General features: G+C 67.1%; 17 protein-coding genes. 15 read left to right on the top strand and 2 right to left on the bottom strand.

Annotated features, from left to right (window positions below):
- Positions 1-26: 26 nt before the first annotated feature.
- From O6P39_RS18585 to O6P39_RS18545, 9 genes are all read left to right on the top strand, one after another.
- Complete coding sequence (locus tag O6P39_RS18585) at positions 27-1,145, top strand: chemotaxis response regulator protein-glutamate methylesterase (protein ID WP_275607933.1); 1,119 nt, start codon at positions 27-29, stop codon at positions 1,143-1,145.
- Positions 1,145-1,885 carry a flagellar motor protein gene (locus O6P39_RS18580; protein ID WP_275607932.1) on the top strand — a complete coding sequence of 247 codons (741 nt, stop codon included), beginning with the start codon at positions 1,145-1,147 and terminating at the stop codon, positions 1,883-1,885. Before O6P39_RS18585 ends, O6P39_RS18580 begins: the two co-directional genes overlap by 1 nt.
- Before the next feature lie 14 nt (positions 1,886-1,899).
- Positions 1,900-2,784 (top strand): flagellar motor protein MotD, encoded by an 885-nt coding sequence (motD, locus tag O6P39_RS18575; RefSeq protein WP_275607931.1) that lies wholly within the window; start codon positions 1,900-1,902, stop codon positions 2,782-2,784.
- 49 nt (positions 2,785-2,833) lie between these two features.
- On the top strand, positions 2,834-3,622 hold the full coding sequence (locus O6P39_RS18570; RefSeq protein WP_275607930.1) for a ParA family protein: 789 nt from the start codon (positions 2,834-2,836) through the stop codon (positions 3,620-3,622).
- Between the two features lie 91 nt (positions 3,623-3,713).
- Entirely contained in the window at positions 3,714-4,628 is a 915-nt protein-coding gene (locus O6P39_RS18565; RefSeq protein ID WP_275607929.1) for a CheW domain-containing protein, read from the top strand.
- Positions 4,629-4,696: 68 nt separating this feature from the next.
- A complete protein-coding gene (locus O6P39_RS18560; protein ID WP_015476565.1) occupies positions 4,697-5,176 on the top strand; it encodes a chemotaxis protein CheW in 480 nt (159 codons plus the stop codon).
- Between the two features lies 1 nt (position 5,177).
- Complete coding sequence (locus O6P39_RS18555; protein ID WP_275607928.1) at positions 5,178-5,588, top strand: DUF2802 domain-containing protein; 411 nt, start codon at positions 5,178-5,180, stop codon at positions 5,586-5,588.
- Between the two features lie 193 nt (positions 5,589-5,781).
- Positions 5,782-6,666, top strand: coding sequence for a DMT family transporter (locus O6P39_RS18550; RefSeq protein ID WP_275607927.1), 885 nt, complete (start codon positions 5,782-5,784; stop codon positions 6,664-6,666).
- Positions 6,667-6,785: 119 nt separating this feature from the next.
- Positions 6,786-7,271, top strand: coding sequence for a hypothetical protein (locus tag O6P39_RS18545; protein ID WP_275607926.1), 486 nt, complete (start codon positions 6,786-6,788; stop codon positions 7,269-7,271).
- 6 nt (positions 7,272-7,277) lie between these two features.
- On the opposite strand, the gene O6P39_RS18540 is transcribed toward O6P39_RS18545, so the two are convergent.
- A complete protein-coding gene (locus O6P39_RS18540) occupies positions 7,278-7,613 on the bottom strand; it encodes an EscU/YscU/HrcU family type III secretion system export apparatus switch protein (RefSeq protein WP_275607925.1) in 336 nt (111 codons plus the stop codon).
- On the bottom strand, positions 7,610-9,199 hold the full coding sequence (locus O6P39_RS18535; RefSeq protein WP_275607924.1) for a flagellar hook-length control protein FliK: 1,590 nt from the start codon (positions 9,197-9,199) through the stop codon (positions 7,610-7,612). Before O6P39_RS18535 ends, O6P39_RS18540 begins: the two co-directional genes overlap by 4 nt.
- A 247-nt stretch (positions 9,200-9,446) precedes the next feature.
- Here O6P39_RS18535 and ccmA point away from each other — a divergent pair, with 247 nt between their 5' ends.
- The 6 genes from ccmA (at position 9,447) to O6P39_RS18505 (ending at position 14,211) form a co-directional block, all read left to right on the top strand.
- On the top strand, positions 9,447-10,103 hold the full coding sequence (ccmA, locus tag O6P39_RS18530) for a cytochrome c biogenesis heme-transporting ATPase CcmA (protein ID WP_275607923.1): 657 nt from the start codon (positions 9,447-9,449) through the stop codon (positions 10,101-10,103).
- Complete coding sequence (gene ccmB / locus O6P39_RS18525) at positions 10,100-10,771, top strand: heme exporter protein CcmB (protein WP_207888060.1); 672 nt, start codon at positions 10,100-10,102, stop codon at positions 10,769-10,771. Before ccmA ends, ccmB begins: the two co-directional genes overlap by 4 nt.
- A 65-nt stretch (positions 10,772-10,836) precedes the next feature.
- Positions 10,837-11,583, top strand: coding sequence for a heme ABC transporter permease (locus tag O6P39_RS18520; protein WP_275607922.1), 747 nt, complete (start codon positions 10,837-10,839; stop codon positions 11,581-11,583).
- Positions 11,580-11,756, top strand: coding sequence for a heme exporter protein CcmD (gene ccmD / locus O6P39_RS18515; protein WP_275607921.1), 177 nt, complete (start codon positions 11,580-11,582; stop codon positions 11,754-11,756). Before O6P39_RS18520 ends, ccmD begins: the two co-directional genes overlap by 4 nt.
- Positions 11,753-12,235, top strand: a complete 483-nt coding sequence (gene ccmE / locus O6P39_RS18510) for a cytochrome c maturation protein CcmE (protein ID WP_275607920.1) — start codon at positions 11,753-11,755, stop codon at positions 12,233-12,235. The genes ccmD and ccmE overlap by 4 nt, the downstream gene beginning before the upstream one ends.
- 2 nt (positions 12,236-12,237) lie before the next feature.
- A complete protein-coding gene (locus tag O6P39_RS18505; protein ID WP_275607919.1) occupies positions 12,238-14,211 on the top strand; it encodes a heme lyase CcmF/NrfE family subunit in 1,974 nt (657 codons plus the stop codon).
- Position 14,212 lies beyond the last annotated feature (1 nt).

Raw genomic sequence — 14,212 nt, 5'->3', positions numbered from 1 at the left:
TGGCAAGGCTTCATTCAGGAGTGTCTATGGCTGTCAAAGTCCTGGTGGTGGACGATTCGGGATTCTTCCGCCGTCGTGTCTCGGAGATTCTCTCCGCCGATCCGCAGATCCAGGTGGTCGGCACGGCCACCAATGGCCGCGAGGCGATCGACCAGGTGCTGGCGCTCAAGCCCGACGTGATCACCATGGACTACGAGATGCCGTTGATGGACGGCATCACCGCCGTGCGAACCATCATGCAGCGTTGCCCGACCCCCGTGCTGATGTTCTCCTCGCTGACCCATGAGGGCGCGCGGGTGACCCTGGACGCGCTGGATGCCGGCGCGGTCGACTACCTGCCGAAGAACTTCGAGGACATCTCGCGCAACCCGGACAAGGTCCGCCAGTTGCTGTGCGAGAAGGTCCACACCATCGCCAGGAGCAACCGCCGCTTCGCCGCCTACGCCTCGTATTCCACGAGCGCTCCGGCTTCCGCCCCGGCGCCTGCCGGCAGCGCGCTGCGCCAGACCGCTCCCGCTTCGTCGGGTGGCGGCCATGCGCCGGCCGCCCCGGCCCCGGCGACCTCCGCCGCCCCAAAGCGTAAGCCCTACCGGCTGGTGGCCATCGGTACTTCCACCGGTGGGCCGGTGGCGCTGCAGCGGGTCCTGACCCAGCTGCCTGCCAACTTCCCCGCGCCGCTGGTGCTGATCCAGCACATGCCGGCGGCCTTCACCAAGGCTTTCGCCGAGCGCCTGGACAAGCTGTGCAAGATCACCGTCAAGGAAGCCGAGGACGGCGACCTGCTGCGCCCCGGCGTGGCCCTGCTGGCCCCCGGCGGCAAGCAGATGATGGTCGACGCCCGTGGCGCCGTGCGCATCCTGCCCGGCGATGAGCGCCTCAACTACAAGCCCTGTGTCGACGTGACCTTCGGTTCCGCGTCCAAGGCCTACGGCGACAAGGTGCTGGCGGTGGTCCTCACCGGCATGGGCGCCGATGGCCGCGAAGGCGCGCGCATGCTCAAGCAGGGCGGCAGCCAGGTGTGGGCGCAGGATGAAGCCAGCTGCGTGATCTACGGCATGCCCATGGCGATCGCCAAGGCCGGCCTGGCGGATGCGGTGTACAGCCTGGACGACATCGGTCGCCATCTCACCGAGGCCTGCGGCTGATGGATGTCCTCAGCATTGTCGGCCTGATCCTCGCGCTGGTCGCCATCGTCGGTGGCAACTTCCTCGAGGGCGGGCATGTCGGCGCGCTGGCCAACGGCCCGGCGGCGCTGATCGTGATGGGCGGCACCCTGGCCGCCGCACTGCTGCAGACCCCGGTGGCGGTGCTCAAGCGCTCGGTGCAGATGCTGCGCTGGATCATCCTGCCGCCCAAGGTGGACCTGGTCGGCGGCATCAACCATGTCGTGGGCTGGAGCATGACCGCGCGCAAGGAAGGCCTGCTGGGGCTGGAAACCGTCGCCGACGCTGAACACGATCCTTATGCGCGCAAGGGCCTGCAACTGCTGGTGGATGGCGCCGAGCCGGAGGCCATCCGCAGCATCCTCGAAGTCGACCTGTACAACCAGGAAACCCGCGACCTGGCGGCAGCCAAGGTGTTCGAAGCCATGGGCGGCTACTCGCCGACCATCGGTATCATCGGCGCGGTGATGGGCCTGATCCACGTGATGGGCAATCTCGCCGACCCCAGCCAATTGGGCAGCGGCATTGCCGTGGCCTTCGTCGCCACCATCTATGGCGTGGGCCTGGCCAACCTGCTGCTGCTGCCGGTGGGCAACAAGCTGAAGAGCATCGTGCACCGCCAGTCCTGCTACCGCGAGATGCTGATGGAGGGCCTGCTGTCCATCGCCGAGGGCGAGAACCCGCGCTCCATCGAACTGAAGCTGCAAGGCTTCGTCGGCTGAGGGAGCACACGCAGATGGCTCGCCGCAGACGTCACGAGGAACACGAGAATCACGAACGCTGGCTGGTGTCCTACGCGGACTTCATCACCCTGCTGTTCGCCTTCTTCGTGGTGATGTACTCGATCTCCTCGATCAACCAGGGCAAGTACAAGATCCTCTCGGAAACCTTGACCGGCGTGTTCAACCAGCCGGATCGCGCGGTCCGCCCGATCCCCATCGGCGAGGAACGGCCGCGCACCCAGCAGCCGGACCAGTCGCTCAACGAACCGATGGATGACGGCCAGGCCCAGGGCAGTCCGGATACCCTGGAACAGATCGCCAGCAGCATGCGCGAGGCGTTCGGCGAGCTGATCAAGAGCGACCAGGTCAGCGTGCGCGGCAACGAGTTCTGGATCGAGATCACCCTCAATTCCAGCCTGCTGTTCCCCAGCGGCGATGCGATTCCCAACGACACCGCGTTCAACATCGTCGAGAAGGTCGCCAGGATTCTGGCGCCTTACCGCAACCCGGTGCATGTCGAAGGCTTTACCGACAACGTGCCGATCCACAACAGCCAGTACCCGACCAACTGGGAGCTGTCGGCCGCCCGCGCCGCGAGCATCGTGCGCATGCTCGCCCAGGACGGGCTGGATGCCGGCCGATTGGCCGCGGTGGGCTATGGTGAATTCCAACCGGTAGCGGACAATGCGACGGCCGAAGGGCGCGCCCGCAACCGCCGGGTGGTGCTGGTGATCTCCCGCAACCTCGAGGTACGTCGCGCGGTGAGCGGCGTGGGCAGCGGCAAGGCGCAGCCGGACCCGGCGTTGCGACATGCTGGCACGCAACCTGCACCAGTGGTTGCCAGCGAGGCGCCCGGCAGTGGCGCCGTCAAATCTTCGTCATCGGCGGCAGGGGAGTGAGCGGCATGACACCCCTGAACCGATCCTGTGCCAGCGGGGAGCCAGCACTATGAAAGTCTGGGCGGTAGCCAACCAGAAAGGTGGCGTCGGCAAGACCACATCCTCCATCGCCCTGGCGGGCCTGTTGGCCGACGCCGGCAAGCGCGTGCTGATCGTCGACCTCGACCCGCACGGCTCGATGACCAGTTACTTCGGCCACGACCCGGACTCCCTGGAGCACAGCGTCTTCGACCTGTTCCTGCACCAGGGCAACGTCCCCGAGGGGTTGCCGGAGTCGCTGCTGCTGCCCACCAGCCACGAGAACGTGCGCCTGCTGCCGTCGAGCACTGCGCTGGCCACCCTGGAGCGCCAGTCGCCGGGGCAGAACGGTCTTGGCCTGGTGATCGCCAAGAGCCTGGCGCAGCTGTGGAACCAATTCGATTACGCGATCATCGACAGCCCGCCGCTGCTCGGCGTGCTGATGGTCAACGCGATGGCGGCCAGCCAGCACCTGGTGATCCCGGTGCAGACCGAGTTCCTCGCCTTGAAGGGCCTGGAGCGCATGGTCAACACCCTGAAGATGGTCAACCGCTCGCGCAAGCAGGCGCTGCCGTTCACCATCGTGCCGACCCTGTTCGACCGCCGCACCCAGGCTTCGCTGGGCGCGCTGCGGGTGTTGCGCGACACCTATCCCGATACGCTCTGGCAGGCGTTCGTCCCGGTGGACACCAAGCTGCGCGACGCCAGCCGCCACGGCCTGGTGCCGTCGCGCAACGATGCCAACAGCCGGGGCGTGATCGCCTACCGCGCGCTGCTCAAGCATCTGCTGGCGCAGGTGCCGGCGGCGCAGGTGGCCTGAGCATGGCGAGCATGAATTTCCGACGGGATGGTTCAAGTCCCGTCATCCGGCGGCCGATAGGCTGGAATGTTCTTTTGCGCGGTCATCAATCATGAGTCGTTCCGCTACCGCCACCCGTCCCCAGCTCGCGCTGCAGTCTTACCTGGATGCGCTGCTGCAGGATGCTTTCGAAGAGTTCGCAGGCGACCCCACCCCGGCTCCCGTTGCCGCGCCCGAAGCGCCGGCGCCGGTCGCCCTGGCCAGCGTCGAACCCGTCGCGCCGGAGGTCGTCGAGGCCCAGCCGTCCCTGGTGGAGCCGCAACGCGACAGCGTCAGCCTGGATGAATTCGAAGCCGCGGTGTTCGAGGAGCAGGTGCGCGATGCCCGCCTGAACTTCGCCCGCGAACCCGTTGCGCGGACGCTGGAGCCCGAGCCCGAACCGATGCTGGCGCCGCCCGCCGAGGTAGTGCCGCCGGCGCAGGGCGCGCAGGTCATCGAGCTGCGCCAGCCGGGCAGCGCCGAGCTGCCATCCGCGCCGCTGGCGCTGCTGGATAACGGTCGCCCGGTGTGGGCCGCCGAACCCTTCGAATGCCTGCTGTTCGACGTCGCCGGGCTGACCCTGGCGGTGCCGCTGGTCTGCCTGGGCTCGATCTACCCGCTGGCGGGCCACGAGCTGACCCCGCTGTTCGGTCAGCCTGACTGGTTCCTCGGTATCCTGCCGGGCAACCAGGGAGGCAACCTGAAGGTGCTGGATACCGCGCGCTGGGTGATGCCCGAGCGCTACCGCGACGACTATCGCGAAGGCTTGCAGTATGTGATTTCCGTGCAGGGCTACGAGTGGGGGCTGGCGGTGCACCAGGTCAGCCGCTCGATCCGCCTGGACCCGTCCGAGGTGAAGTGGCGCACCCAACGCCAGCAGCGCCCGTGGCTGGCCGGCACGGTGATCGAGCAGATGTGCGCGTTGCTGGATGTCTCGGCACTGGCCGAGCTGATCGCCAGCGGCGCAACGCGGCGCCCTCAGCACTGAGTGCGTCGATCCGTTAAACGAAAGCCACCACGCCGCCGCCGGCGTGGTACCAGAAGAGGCGAGGGGATATGAAGAAAACGTCTGCGCAAGGTGCCGAAGATCCGATTCTGCAGTGGGTCACCTTCCGCCTGGACAACGAGACCTACGGCATCAACGTGATGCAGGTCCAGGAAGTGCTGCGCTACACCGAGATCGCGCCGGTGCCCGGTGCCCCGAGCTACGTGCTGGGCATCATCAACCTGCGCGGCAACGTGGTGACCGTGATTGACACCCGCCAGCGCTTCGGCCTGGACCCGGCGCCGGTTTCCGACAACACCCGCATCGTCATCATCGAGGCGGACAAGCAGGTGGTGGGCATCCTGGTCGACAGCGTCGCCGAGGTGGTCTACCTGCGCCAGTCCGAGATCGAGACCGCGCCGAACGTTGGCAACGAGGAGTCGGCCAAGTTCATCCAGGGCGTGTGCAACAAGAACGGCGAGCTGCTGATCCTGGTCGAGCTGGACAAGATGATGACCGAGGAAGAGTGGTCGGAGCTGGAGAGCATCTGACGTGCTGTTGATTGCACTGGCGATCCTTGGCCTGGCCTGCGTGGGCCTTGCCGGGACCTGCGTCTGGCTGGCGGGGCGGCAGCGCGTCCAGCAGGCGCAGACGGCGGCGCAGGCCCAGCAGGTCGATGCGCTCGAACAGCGCCTGAAGGAGCTGGGCAAGCGCATCGAGTCCTACCAGCAGGTCAACGTCCGCATGGGCGAGGAACTGCGCGACCTGGGCAAGCAGCTCGCGCCGCTGCCCGAGCGGGTGACGCGCATGGAGCAGCGCGATCCCGCCAGCCTGTCCTTCAGCCAGGCCGCGCGCCTGGTCGGCATGGGCGCTTCCGCTTCCGACCTGACCCAGAGCTGCGGGCTGTCCCAGGCCGAGGCCGAACTGGTCGCGCGCCTGCATCAGGGCAAAGAGCGCGAGTAGCGTTGCGACCTTGGCGAGCGCGCCTGCGACTCGCCGGGACGCGCTGCTCGACAAAGGCTCCGGGCCGGTGCAACGTGAGCCCCCTTTGTCCGCGCCAATACCGATGAACCCTGTGTGCCGCCATGCCCTTGGCGGCTGAGTCTGCGTGGTGTGCGCATGTCGTTGATCTGCTCAGGGAAAGGCGCTGACCCGCATGCACCGCCCGCATCTTGATTCGCGCCTTCCCGGTATCGCCTGTCTGCTGGTCACCGCAACTGGCTGGGCGATCAACTGGCCCGCCATGAAGCTGCTCCTGCAGGTCTGGCCGCCGTTGTTCTCCCGCGGGCTGGCGGGGGTGATCGCCGCCGTCGTACTGGTCGCCATCGCCGCGCTGCAAGGGCAGCGGCTGATCCCGGAACGCCAGGCGTTGCCCCGGCTCACAGCGGCCGCCTTTACCAACGTCTTCGCCTGGATGGGCTTTTCCACGCTGGCCATGAAGTGGATCAACGTCAGCGAAGGCGTGCTGCTGGTGTACACGATGCCGATCTGGGTCACGCTGCTGGCCTGGCCGCTGCGCGGCATACGCCCCACGGCGAGCGGCTTTGCCGCGCTGCTGCTGGGGTTGGCCGGTGTCACAGTGCTGCTGAGTGCCCACGGCCTCTCCATCGCTCCGGGGCAGGCGCTAGGTGTTGGCTTTGCGCTGGCCGCCGCCGTGCTGTTCGCGCTGGGGACGGTGCTCAATGGCGGACCATTCCCGCTGGCACCGATCGTCTCGACGGCGTGGCAGGTCGGGCTGGGGTGCCTGCCGATGCTGGTGTTCGGCATTGCCTTCGAGCATCCACGCCTGGATGCCCTCGGGCCCGGTCCGCTTGCCTGCATGGTCTACATGACGTTCGTCCCCATGGGCGTCTGCTACCTGACCTGGTTCGCGGCACTGCAGCGCCTTCCGGCTTCCGTGGCGGCAACCGGCATGCTGCTGGTGCCCCTGCTGGGCGTGCTGTCCGCCGCCGTCATGCTGGGCGATGCCATCGGCGCGCGGGAAATCCTCGCCATGACCCTGACACTGAGCGGTGTGGCCTTGGTGTTGAAGCGGCGCTGAGGGTCGGCGGCTGGCTCGTTGTAGTCCATTTGCTACGCGTGTTTCGGACTTGTCTGATAAGAAAGCCTTCAGAGCGCCGTTAGATTGGCCCCGTCGAAACTTCCGAGAGGGCCACCGATATGGCCGCCATTTCGCGACGGGCCATGGTGCTGTGTTCGCATCCGGGCCGCCTGCTGGACTACAGCGTGCTGCTCAATCGCCTGGAGTTCTATCACCTGAGCCTGTGCCAGGACCTGGATGAAGTGCGCAAGGCGCTGTCCAGTCAGCAACGCTACAGCCTGTTCATCCACGATGACTTCGTGCCCGGCGCCAGCGAGCTGATGAGCCTGAAGTCGCTTGGCCAGGGCAACGCCTTCCGCCAGTTCGTCCTGGTCGGGAGCTACAGCCCTGAGCAGAAGAGCGGGTTGTACCAGTGGGCATGGCGCAATCGCGTGCCGTTGCTGCAGGTGCTGGACAAGCCGCTGTCGCTGGCGCAGCTGCGCGAAGTTACCAGCAGCATGGTGCTCTACCACAGCGAGGACGAGCAGCCGATTCGCTCGTCCGTGGGCGAAATCCGCGATTACCAGGCGCCGGCCGAGGCGCGTCGCAGCGCTGGTCGCCGCTGAGCGGACTCAATCGGCCCAGCTGTCGGGCCCTTCCAGCAGCGGGGTAGCATCACCCACAGGCGCGGCTCCATTGAGCGGGCTCTTGCCCTTGAGGTACCAGGCGAAGGCGATGATCTCGGCGATGGTGCGATAGAGCGCCTCGGGAATCGCCTCGCCCAGCTCCAGCCGCGCCAACAGGCGCACCAGGTCGGCGTTCTCGTAGATCGGCACTTCATGGTGGCGGGCGATGGCGAGGATGGTTTCGGCCAGCTCGTCATCTCCCTTGGCGGTGAGGGTCGGGGCTGTCTGTCCGTCGTAGTTGAGGGCGATGACCTGGCGGGGGGCTTTCTTCGATTTGCTCATGCGGTTTCATCCACCCAGCGTTGTTCCACGGCGGTGCGCTTGCCCTGGGGCGGCTTGCCCTGGCTGCAGGACAGTTCGCCAACCGTGAGGCCGGCGTCGTTCAGGCGCTGGCGCAGAGTGCCCAGTTCTCGATCGATCAGGCTGGCGGTGCTGGCGTGTTCGGCCCACAGCTGGCTGGCGATGCTGCCGTGGGCGAGGGTGGCCTGAACCTGCAGCGGGCCGAGCGGATCGAGGTCGAAGGCCAGTTCCACGCGCCAGAGCGTGTCACGCTGCTGCTCGCGCTCGCTGGCCTGCCGTTCTTCCTGCTGGATGCGCACCTGCAGCGGTACCAGTTGCTGTTGCTGGCGCAGGGGGATTTCCATCTGCCAGGTGTTGAGCAGGGTGCCGTCGGGCAGAACTTCGTTCTGCGACAGGCTGGACAGCTGATGGGTTTGCAGGCGCGCTACGGCGGCGGCGGCCAGCTTGAGCAGGGATTCCAGGTCGCCGTCCTCTTCCAGCTGGTGAGCCAGGCGGCTGGGCAGCGGGAAGCTGACGGCGGGCGGCGTGCGTCCACCGGTCTGGCCGAGCACGCCGAGGGCGTTGCGCACGAAGGCCGGCAGCGATTGCGCCAGATTGCTGGCACCGGCCAGGGCGTTGCCCGAAAGATTCCCCAGCACCGAGGCGGCGGTGCCGTTCTGCGCCGGCAACAGTTGGGCGATTAGGCGCAGCAGGTTGGCCTTGAGGTCCTGCGGCAGGCCTTCGGCGCCGCGCAGCAACTGGGCTTCGAGGAAGACGCCGCTCTGCTGGATGGCCTGGGCCACGCCCTTGGCGCTGCCAAGCTGGTGGGCGTCGGGGAGGGCGCTGAGCAACTTGTCCACCGCCTGGCGCAGCTCGGGGCTGAGCGATTGGCCGCGTCCGGCGCCCTGGAGTGCATGGAACAAGCCTTCCAGCGACCCTTGCCGGGTCTGCTGGCTGGCCAGTTGTCGGCTGAGGTCGAGCTGATCCAGGCGGCTGGTCAGCGGCAGGAACTGCAGGGCCTGCTGGTCCTGTACCCGCGCGCTGAGCAGGCTGCCCAACGGCAGCGGGTGGGGCGACTCAAGGCTGAGCTGGCGTCCCGCCAACGGCGTGTTCAACAGGCTGACCAGCACCTTGTAGATGACCTGGTCCGCCTTGCCCTGGGCGATCAGTTGGCTGGCTTCGACCTTGCCTTGCAGCAGTGTGCCTACCGGCAACAGGTCGAGGTCCAGGCTTTCCAGCGGCGCCTGGCCGGTCATGGCCTGATTCGCCGTGGCCTGGGTCAGCAGGGTGGCGGCGAGGTTGGTCTGCGACAGCGCCGACAATTGCAGCGTGCTGCCCTGGGGCAGGGCCTGCGGGCTTTCCGCACTGACCAGGGTCTGCTGCCCGCTGGCCAGCGTCAGGCGCAGCAGGAGCTGGAAGCTGACCTGGGTGTCGCGTACCGCGACCACCTCGGCCTGGGCCTTTTCGCCCGGCGGCAGCAGGTCGCCCAGGCTCTGGGCGAGCTTGAGGGTCAGTTCCGCAGAGCTTGGGGCGCTGCGTGAGGGTGGTGTGGGCGGGAGCGGGCGGGAGGCGCCAATTTCGCTCGGCATCGGGGACCTGCCTGGACAGCGGGACGGGTTGACGCCCAGTGTATCGGCGCGTGTTGCGGGCACTTTAGACCGTCCGGCGGCCAGGCGAGCGCCGGGTGCGCTGTTTTGACGTTACACCCTGTCGAAAAACCTGACGTCGGGCGTAGGAACGCCTGTGTATAATGCGCCGCCCGTGGCGCGCTTGGCGGCCCGGAGCGGTATGGCCGCTTTTTTGCACTACTGACTGTTTTCTGCCCGACGGTTGCCGATGCCCTTGACCCATCCACTTCTCGAAACCGTGGCGCTCGCCTGCGAGCGGGACTGGCGCATGCTGTTCGAGCGTCTCGATTTGCGACTGGGCGCAGGCGAGATGCTACAGATCGTCGGCCCCAACGGCAGCGGCAAGACCAGCCTGCTGCGGCTGCTCAGCGGGCTGATGCAGCCCACCGCCGGCGAGGTGCTGCTCAACGGCAAGCCGCTGGGCGAGCAGCGCGGCGAACTGGCCCGTCTGCTGCTGTGGATCGGCCACGCCGCCGGCATCAAGGGCCTGCTGACCGCCGAAGAGAACCTTGCCTGGCTCTGCGCCCTGCACCAACCGGCCAGCCACGATGCCATCTGGGAGGCCCTGGCCGCCGTCGGCCTGCGGGGCTTCGAGGATGTTCCCTGCCACACCCTGTCCGCTGGCCAGCAGCGCCGTGTGGCCCTGGCGCGCCTGTACCTGGACGCGCCGCCGCTGTGGATTCTCGACGAGCCCTTCACCGCCCTCGACAAGCAGGGCGTGGCGCAGCTGGAAGAACACTTGGCCGGCCACTGCGAGCGCGGCGGTCTGGTGGTGCTGACCACCCACCACACCCTGGAACGCATGCCCGCCGGCTACCGGGCGCTCGATCTTGGCCAGCACGCACGGGAGGTCACGGCGCGATGAGCAACGTCTTCACCCTGCTGCTGGCCCGCGAGACCCGCCTGCTGTTCCGCCGTCCGGCGGAGTTGGCTAATCCTTTGGTCTTCTTTGCCATCGTCATCGCGCTGTTCCCATTGGCGGTCGGCCCCGAATCGGAGATGCTCAAGAATCTCTCGCCGGGCCTGGTCTGGGTCGCGGCGCTGCTGGCGGTTCTGCTGTCGCTGGACGGCCTGTTCCGCAGCGATTTCGAGGATGGTTCGCTGGAGCAGTGGGTCCTTTCGCCGCACCCCCTGCCACTTCTGGTACTGGCCAAGGTGCTGGCACACTGGCTGATTTCCGGGCTGGCGCTGGTGCTGCTGTCGCCGCTGTTCGCCCTCATGCTGGGGCTGCCGGCGCGCTGCCTGCCCGACCTGCTGTTGTCGCTGCTCCTGGGCACCCCGGTTTTGAGCCTGCTGGGTGCGGTGGGCGCGGCGCTGACGGTGGGACTCAAGCGCGGCGGCCTGCTGCTGGCGCTGCTGATCCTGCCGCTGTACATACCGGTGTTGATCCTCGGTAGCGGCGCGCTGCAGGCCTCCCTGCAAGGCCTGCCAACCGCCGGGCACCTGTTGTGGCTGGCCAGCCTGACGGCGTTAGCATTGACGCTGACGCCCTTTGCCATCGCCGCCGGGCTGAAGATCAGCGTCGGCGAGTGAACGAACGATCGCCGGCCTGGGAAGCAGGACCGGCGGCAGACGAGAGCTTTGAATTACAGAGCCTGATGATGAACTGGACTTGGTTTCACAAGCTTGGGTCGCCCAAGTGGTTCTACGAGATCAGCGGACGCTGGATGCCCTGGTTCGCCGTCGCCGCGATCCTGTTGATGAGCGTCGGCATCGTCTGGGGCCTGGCCTTCGCGCCGCCGGATTACCAGCAGGGCAACAGCTTCCGCATCATCTATATCCACGTGCCGGCGGCGTTCCTCGCCCAGTCCTGCTACGTCATGCTGGCGGTGGCCGGCGCCATTGGCCTGATCTGGAAGATGAAGATCGCCGACGTCGCCGTGCAGTGCGCCGCGCCCATCGGCGCCTGGATGACCTTCGTCGCGCTGGTCACCGGCGCCATCTGGGGCAAGCCGACCTGGGGTGCCTGGTGGGTGTGGGACGCGCGCCTGACCTCGATGCTGATCCTGCTGTTTCTCTATTTCGGCGTCATCGCCCTCGGCCAGGCGATCACCAACCGCGACAGCGCGGCCAAGGCCTGCGCAGTGCTGGCCATCGTCGGCGTGGTGAACATCCCGATCATCAAGTACTCGGTGGACTGGTGGAACACTCTGCACCAGCCAGCGACCTTCACCCTCACCGAGAAGCCGCCGATGCCGCCGGAGATGTGGATTCCGCTGCTGCTGATGGTCGCCGGGTTCTACTGCTTCTTCGCCGTGGTGCTGCTGATGCGCATGCGCCTGGAAGTGCTCAAGCGCGAAGCCCGCGCGAGCTGGGTCAAGGCTGAGGTGGAGCGCGCGCTATGAGTTTCCAGTCCTTCGGTGATTTCCTCGCCATGGGCCACCATGGCCCCTATGTGTGGTCGGCTTACGCCATCAGCCTGGCGGTGCTGGCGATCAATGTCGCCTCGCCCATGCTGGCGCGCCGTCGTTACCTGCAAGAAGAGGCGCGTCGTCTGCGCCGGGAGGCCAACAAGTGAATCCGGTTCGCAAGAAGCGCCTGTACATCGTCCTCGCCATCGTCGCCGGCGTGGGCGTGGCCGTCAGCCTCGCGCTGTCGGCCCTGCAGCAGAACATCAACCTGTTCTACACCCCGACCCAGATCGCCAACGGTGAGGCGCCGCACGACACCCGCATCCGCGCTGGCGGCATGGTGGAGAAGGGCTCGCTCAAGCGCTCGGCGGACTCGCTGGACGTGGAATTCGTGGTCACCGACTTCGCCAAGGAAGTCACGGTGAAGTACCGCGGCATCCTTCCGGACCTGTTCCGCGAAGGGCAGGGCATCGTCGCCCTGGGCAAGATCGACGCCAATGGCGTGCTGACCGCCGACGAAGTGCTGGCCAAGCACGACGAGAAATATATGCCGCCGGAAGTCACCAAGGCGCTCAAGGACAGCGGCAAGCTGGAACACTACGAGGCCAGCCAGGCCGGTAGCGGCGCCGCGCAGGGGAGCAACTGAACATGGTTCCCGAACTCGGTCACCTCTCGCTGATCCTGGCGCTGTGCATGGCGCTGGTGATGTCCTTCTTCCCGCTGGTCGGCGCCTGGCGCGGCGACCGCCAGTGGATGAGCCTGGCGCGCCCGGCCGCCTGGGGGCAGTTCGCCTTCCTGGCGTTCTCCTTCGGCTGCCTGGCCTGGGCGTTCCTCCACGATGATTTCTCGGTGGCCTACGTCGCCAGCAACTCCAACAGCGCGCTGCCGTGGTTCTACAAGTTCAGCGCCGTGTGGGGGGCCCACGAAGGCTCGCTGCTGCTCTGGGCGCTGATCCTCGGCGGCTGGACCTTCGCCGTGTCGATCTTCTCCCGCCAGCTGCCGGAAGTGATGCTGGCCCGCGTGCTGGCGGTGATGGGGATGATCAGCACCGGCTTCCTGCTGTTCCTGATCATCACCTCCAACCCCTTCAGCCGCCTGCTGCCGCAGATGCCGGCGGACGGCAACGACCTCAACCCGTTGCTGCAGGACCCCGGCCTGATCATTCACCCGCCGATGCTCTACATGGGCTACGTGGGCTTCTCGGTGGCCTTCGCCTTCGCCATCGCCGCCTTGCTCGGCGGCCGCCTCGACGCAGCCTGGGCGCGCTGGTCGCGGCCCTGGACCCTGGTGGCCTGGACCTTCCTCGGCATTGGCATCGTGCTCGGCTCCTGGTGGGCGTACTACGAGCTGGGCTGGGGCGGCTGGTGGTTCTGGGACCCGGTGGAAAACGCCTCCTTCATGCCCTGGCTGGTGGGCACCGCGCTGATCCATTCGCTGGCGGTGACCGAGAAGCGCGGCGTGTTCAAGAGCTGGACAGTGCTGCTGGCCATCGCGGCCTTCTCGCTTAGCCTGCTGGGCACCTTCCTGGTCCGCTCGGGCGTACTGACTTCGGTGCATGCCTTCGCCTCCGACCCCGAGCGTGGCGTGTTCATCCTGGCCTTCCTGCTGGTGGTGGTCGGCGGCTCGCTTACCCTGTTCGCCCTGCGCGCGCCGGTGGTCAAGAGCCAGGTCGGCTTCGCCCTGTGGTCCCGCGAGACCCTGCTGCTGCTGAACAACCTGGTGCTGGTGGTGACCGCCTCGATGATCCTGCTGGGCACCCTCTATCCGCTGGTGCTCGATGCCATCAGCGGCGCCAAGCTGTCGGTCGGCCCGCCGTACTTCAACGCGCTGTTCGTGCCGCTGATCGCCATCCTCATGCTGGCCCTGGCGGTCGGCGTGCTGGTGCGCTGGAAGGACACCCCGACCCGCTGGCTGCGCAACATGCTCACTCCCGTCCTGATCGGTACCGTGGTGCTCGGCGCCGCCGGTAGCTTCCTGTACGGCGAGCTGCACTGGGAAGTGCTGACGGTGTTCATGCTGGCCGCCTGGGTGGTGCTGGCCGGTGTGCGCGACTTCTTCGACAAGGTCCGCCACAAGGGCGTGATCGCCGGTGCCGCGGGCCTGAACCGCAGCTACTGGGGTATGCAACTGGCGCACCTCGGCATCGCCGTCTGCGCCATCGGTGTGGTGCTCACCAGCCAGTTCAGCGCCCAGCGCGACCTGCGCATGGCGCCGGGCGAGTCGGTGGAGCTGGCTGGCTACCAGTTCCGCTTCGAGGGCACTCACCACTTCGAAGGCCCGAACTTCACTTCCGACAAGGGCACCATCGTCGTGACCCGCGACGGCTCGGAAGTCGCCACGCTGCACCCGGAAAAACGCCTGTACAGCGTGCAGAACTCGATGATGACCGAGGCCGGCATCCACGGCAGCCTGACCCGCGACCTCTACGTTGCTCTGGGTGAGCCGCTGGACAACGGCGCCTGGGCGGTGCGGGTGCACATCAAGCCGTTCGTGCGCTTCATCTGGCTGGGCGGCCTGCTGATGGCCCTGGGCGGCGTGCTGGCGGCGCTGGATCGTCGCTATCGCCTGAAAGTGAAAACGCGTGTACGCGAGGCCCTGGGCCTCGCCGGACAGGGAGCCTGAG

The organism is Pseudomonas sp. PSE14 (genome assembly GCF_029203285.1).
Lineage (GTDB): Bacteria > Pseudomonadota > Gammaproteobacteria > Pseudomonadales > Pseudomonadaceae > Pseudomonas.
This window is presented reverse-complemented; position numbering and strand designations above follow the sequence as displayed.

Coding starts and splice junctions, on each gene's coding strand:
- O6P39_RS18540 (WP_275607925.1), bottom strand. CDS start 7,613: ATGAGCAAATCGAAGAAAGCCCCCCGCCAGGTCATCGCCCTCAACTAC.
- O6P39_RS18580 (WP_275607932.1), top strand. CDS start 1,145: ATGGATGTCCTCAGCATTGTCGGCCTGATCCTCGCGCTGGTCGCCATC.
- O6P39_RS18565 (WP_275607929.1), top strand. CDS start 3,714: ATGAGTCGTTCCGCTACCGCCACCCGTCCCCAGCTCGCGCTGCAGTCT.
- O6P39_RS18560 (WP_015476565.1), top strand. CDS start 4,697: ATGAAGAAAACGTCTGCGCAAGGTGCCGAAGATCCGATTCTGCAGTGG.
- O6P39_RS18535 (WP_275607924.1), bottom strand. CDS start 9,199: ATGCCGAGCGAAATTGGCGCCTCCCGCCCGCTCCCGCCCACACCACCC.
- O6P39_RS18585 (WP_275607933.1), top strand. CDS start 27: ATGGCTGTCAAAGTCCTGGTGGTGGACGATTCGGGATTCTTCCGCCGT.
- O6P39_RS18520 (WP_275607922.1), top strand. CDS start 10,837: ATGATGAACTGGACTTGGTTTCACAAGCTTGGGTCGCCCAAGTGGTTC.
- O6P39_RS18505 (WP_275607919.1), top strand. CDS start 12,238: ATGGTTCCCGAACTCGGTCACCTCTCGCTGATCCTGGCGCTGTGCATG.
- O6P39_RS18545 (WP_275607926.1), top strand. CDS start 6,786: ATGGCCGCCATTTCGCGACGGGCCATGGTGCTGTGTTCGCATCCGGGC.
- O6P39_RS18570 (WP_275607930.1), top strand. CDS start 2,834: ATGAAAGTCTGGGCGGTAGCCAACCAGAAAGGTGGCGTCGGCAAGACC.
- O6P39_RS18550 (WP_275607927.1), top strand. CDS start 5,782: ATGCACCGCCCGCATCTTGATTCGCGCCTTCCCGGTATCGCCTGTCTG.
- ccmA (WP_275607923.1), top strand. CDS start 9,447: ATGCCCTTGACCCATCCACTTCTCGAAACCGTGGCGCTCGCCTGCGAG.
- ccmB (WP_207888060.1), top strand. CDS start 10,100: ATGAGCAACGTCTTCACCCTGCTGCTGGCCCGCGAGACCCGCCTGCTG.
- ccmD (WP_275607921.1), top strand. CDS start 11,580: ATGAGTTTCCAGTCCTTCGGTGATTTCCTCGCCATGGGCCACCATGGC.
- motD (WP_275607931.1), top strand. CDS start 1,900: ATGGCTCGCCGCAGACGTCACGAGGAACACGAGAATCACGAACGCTGG.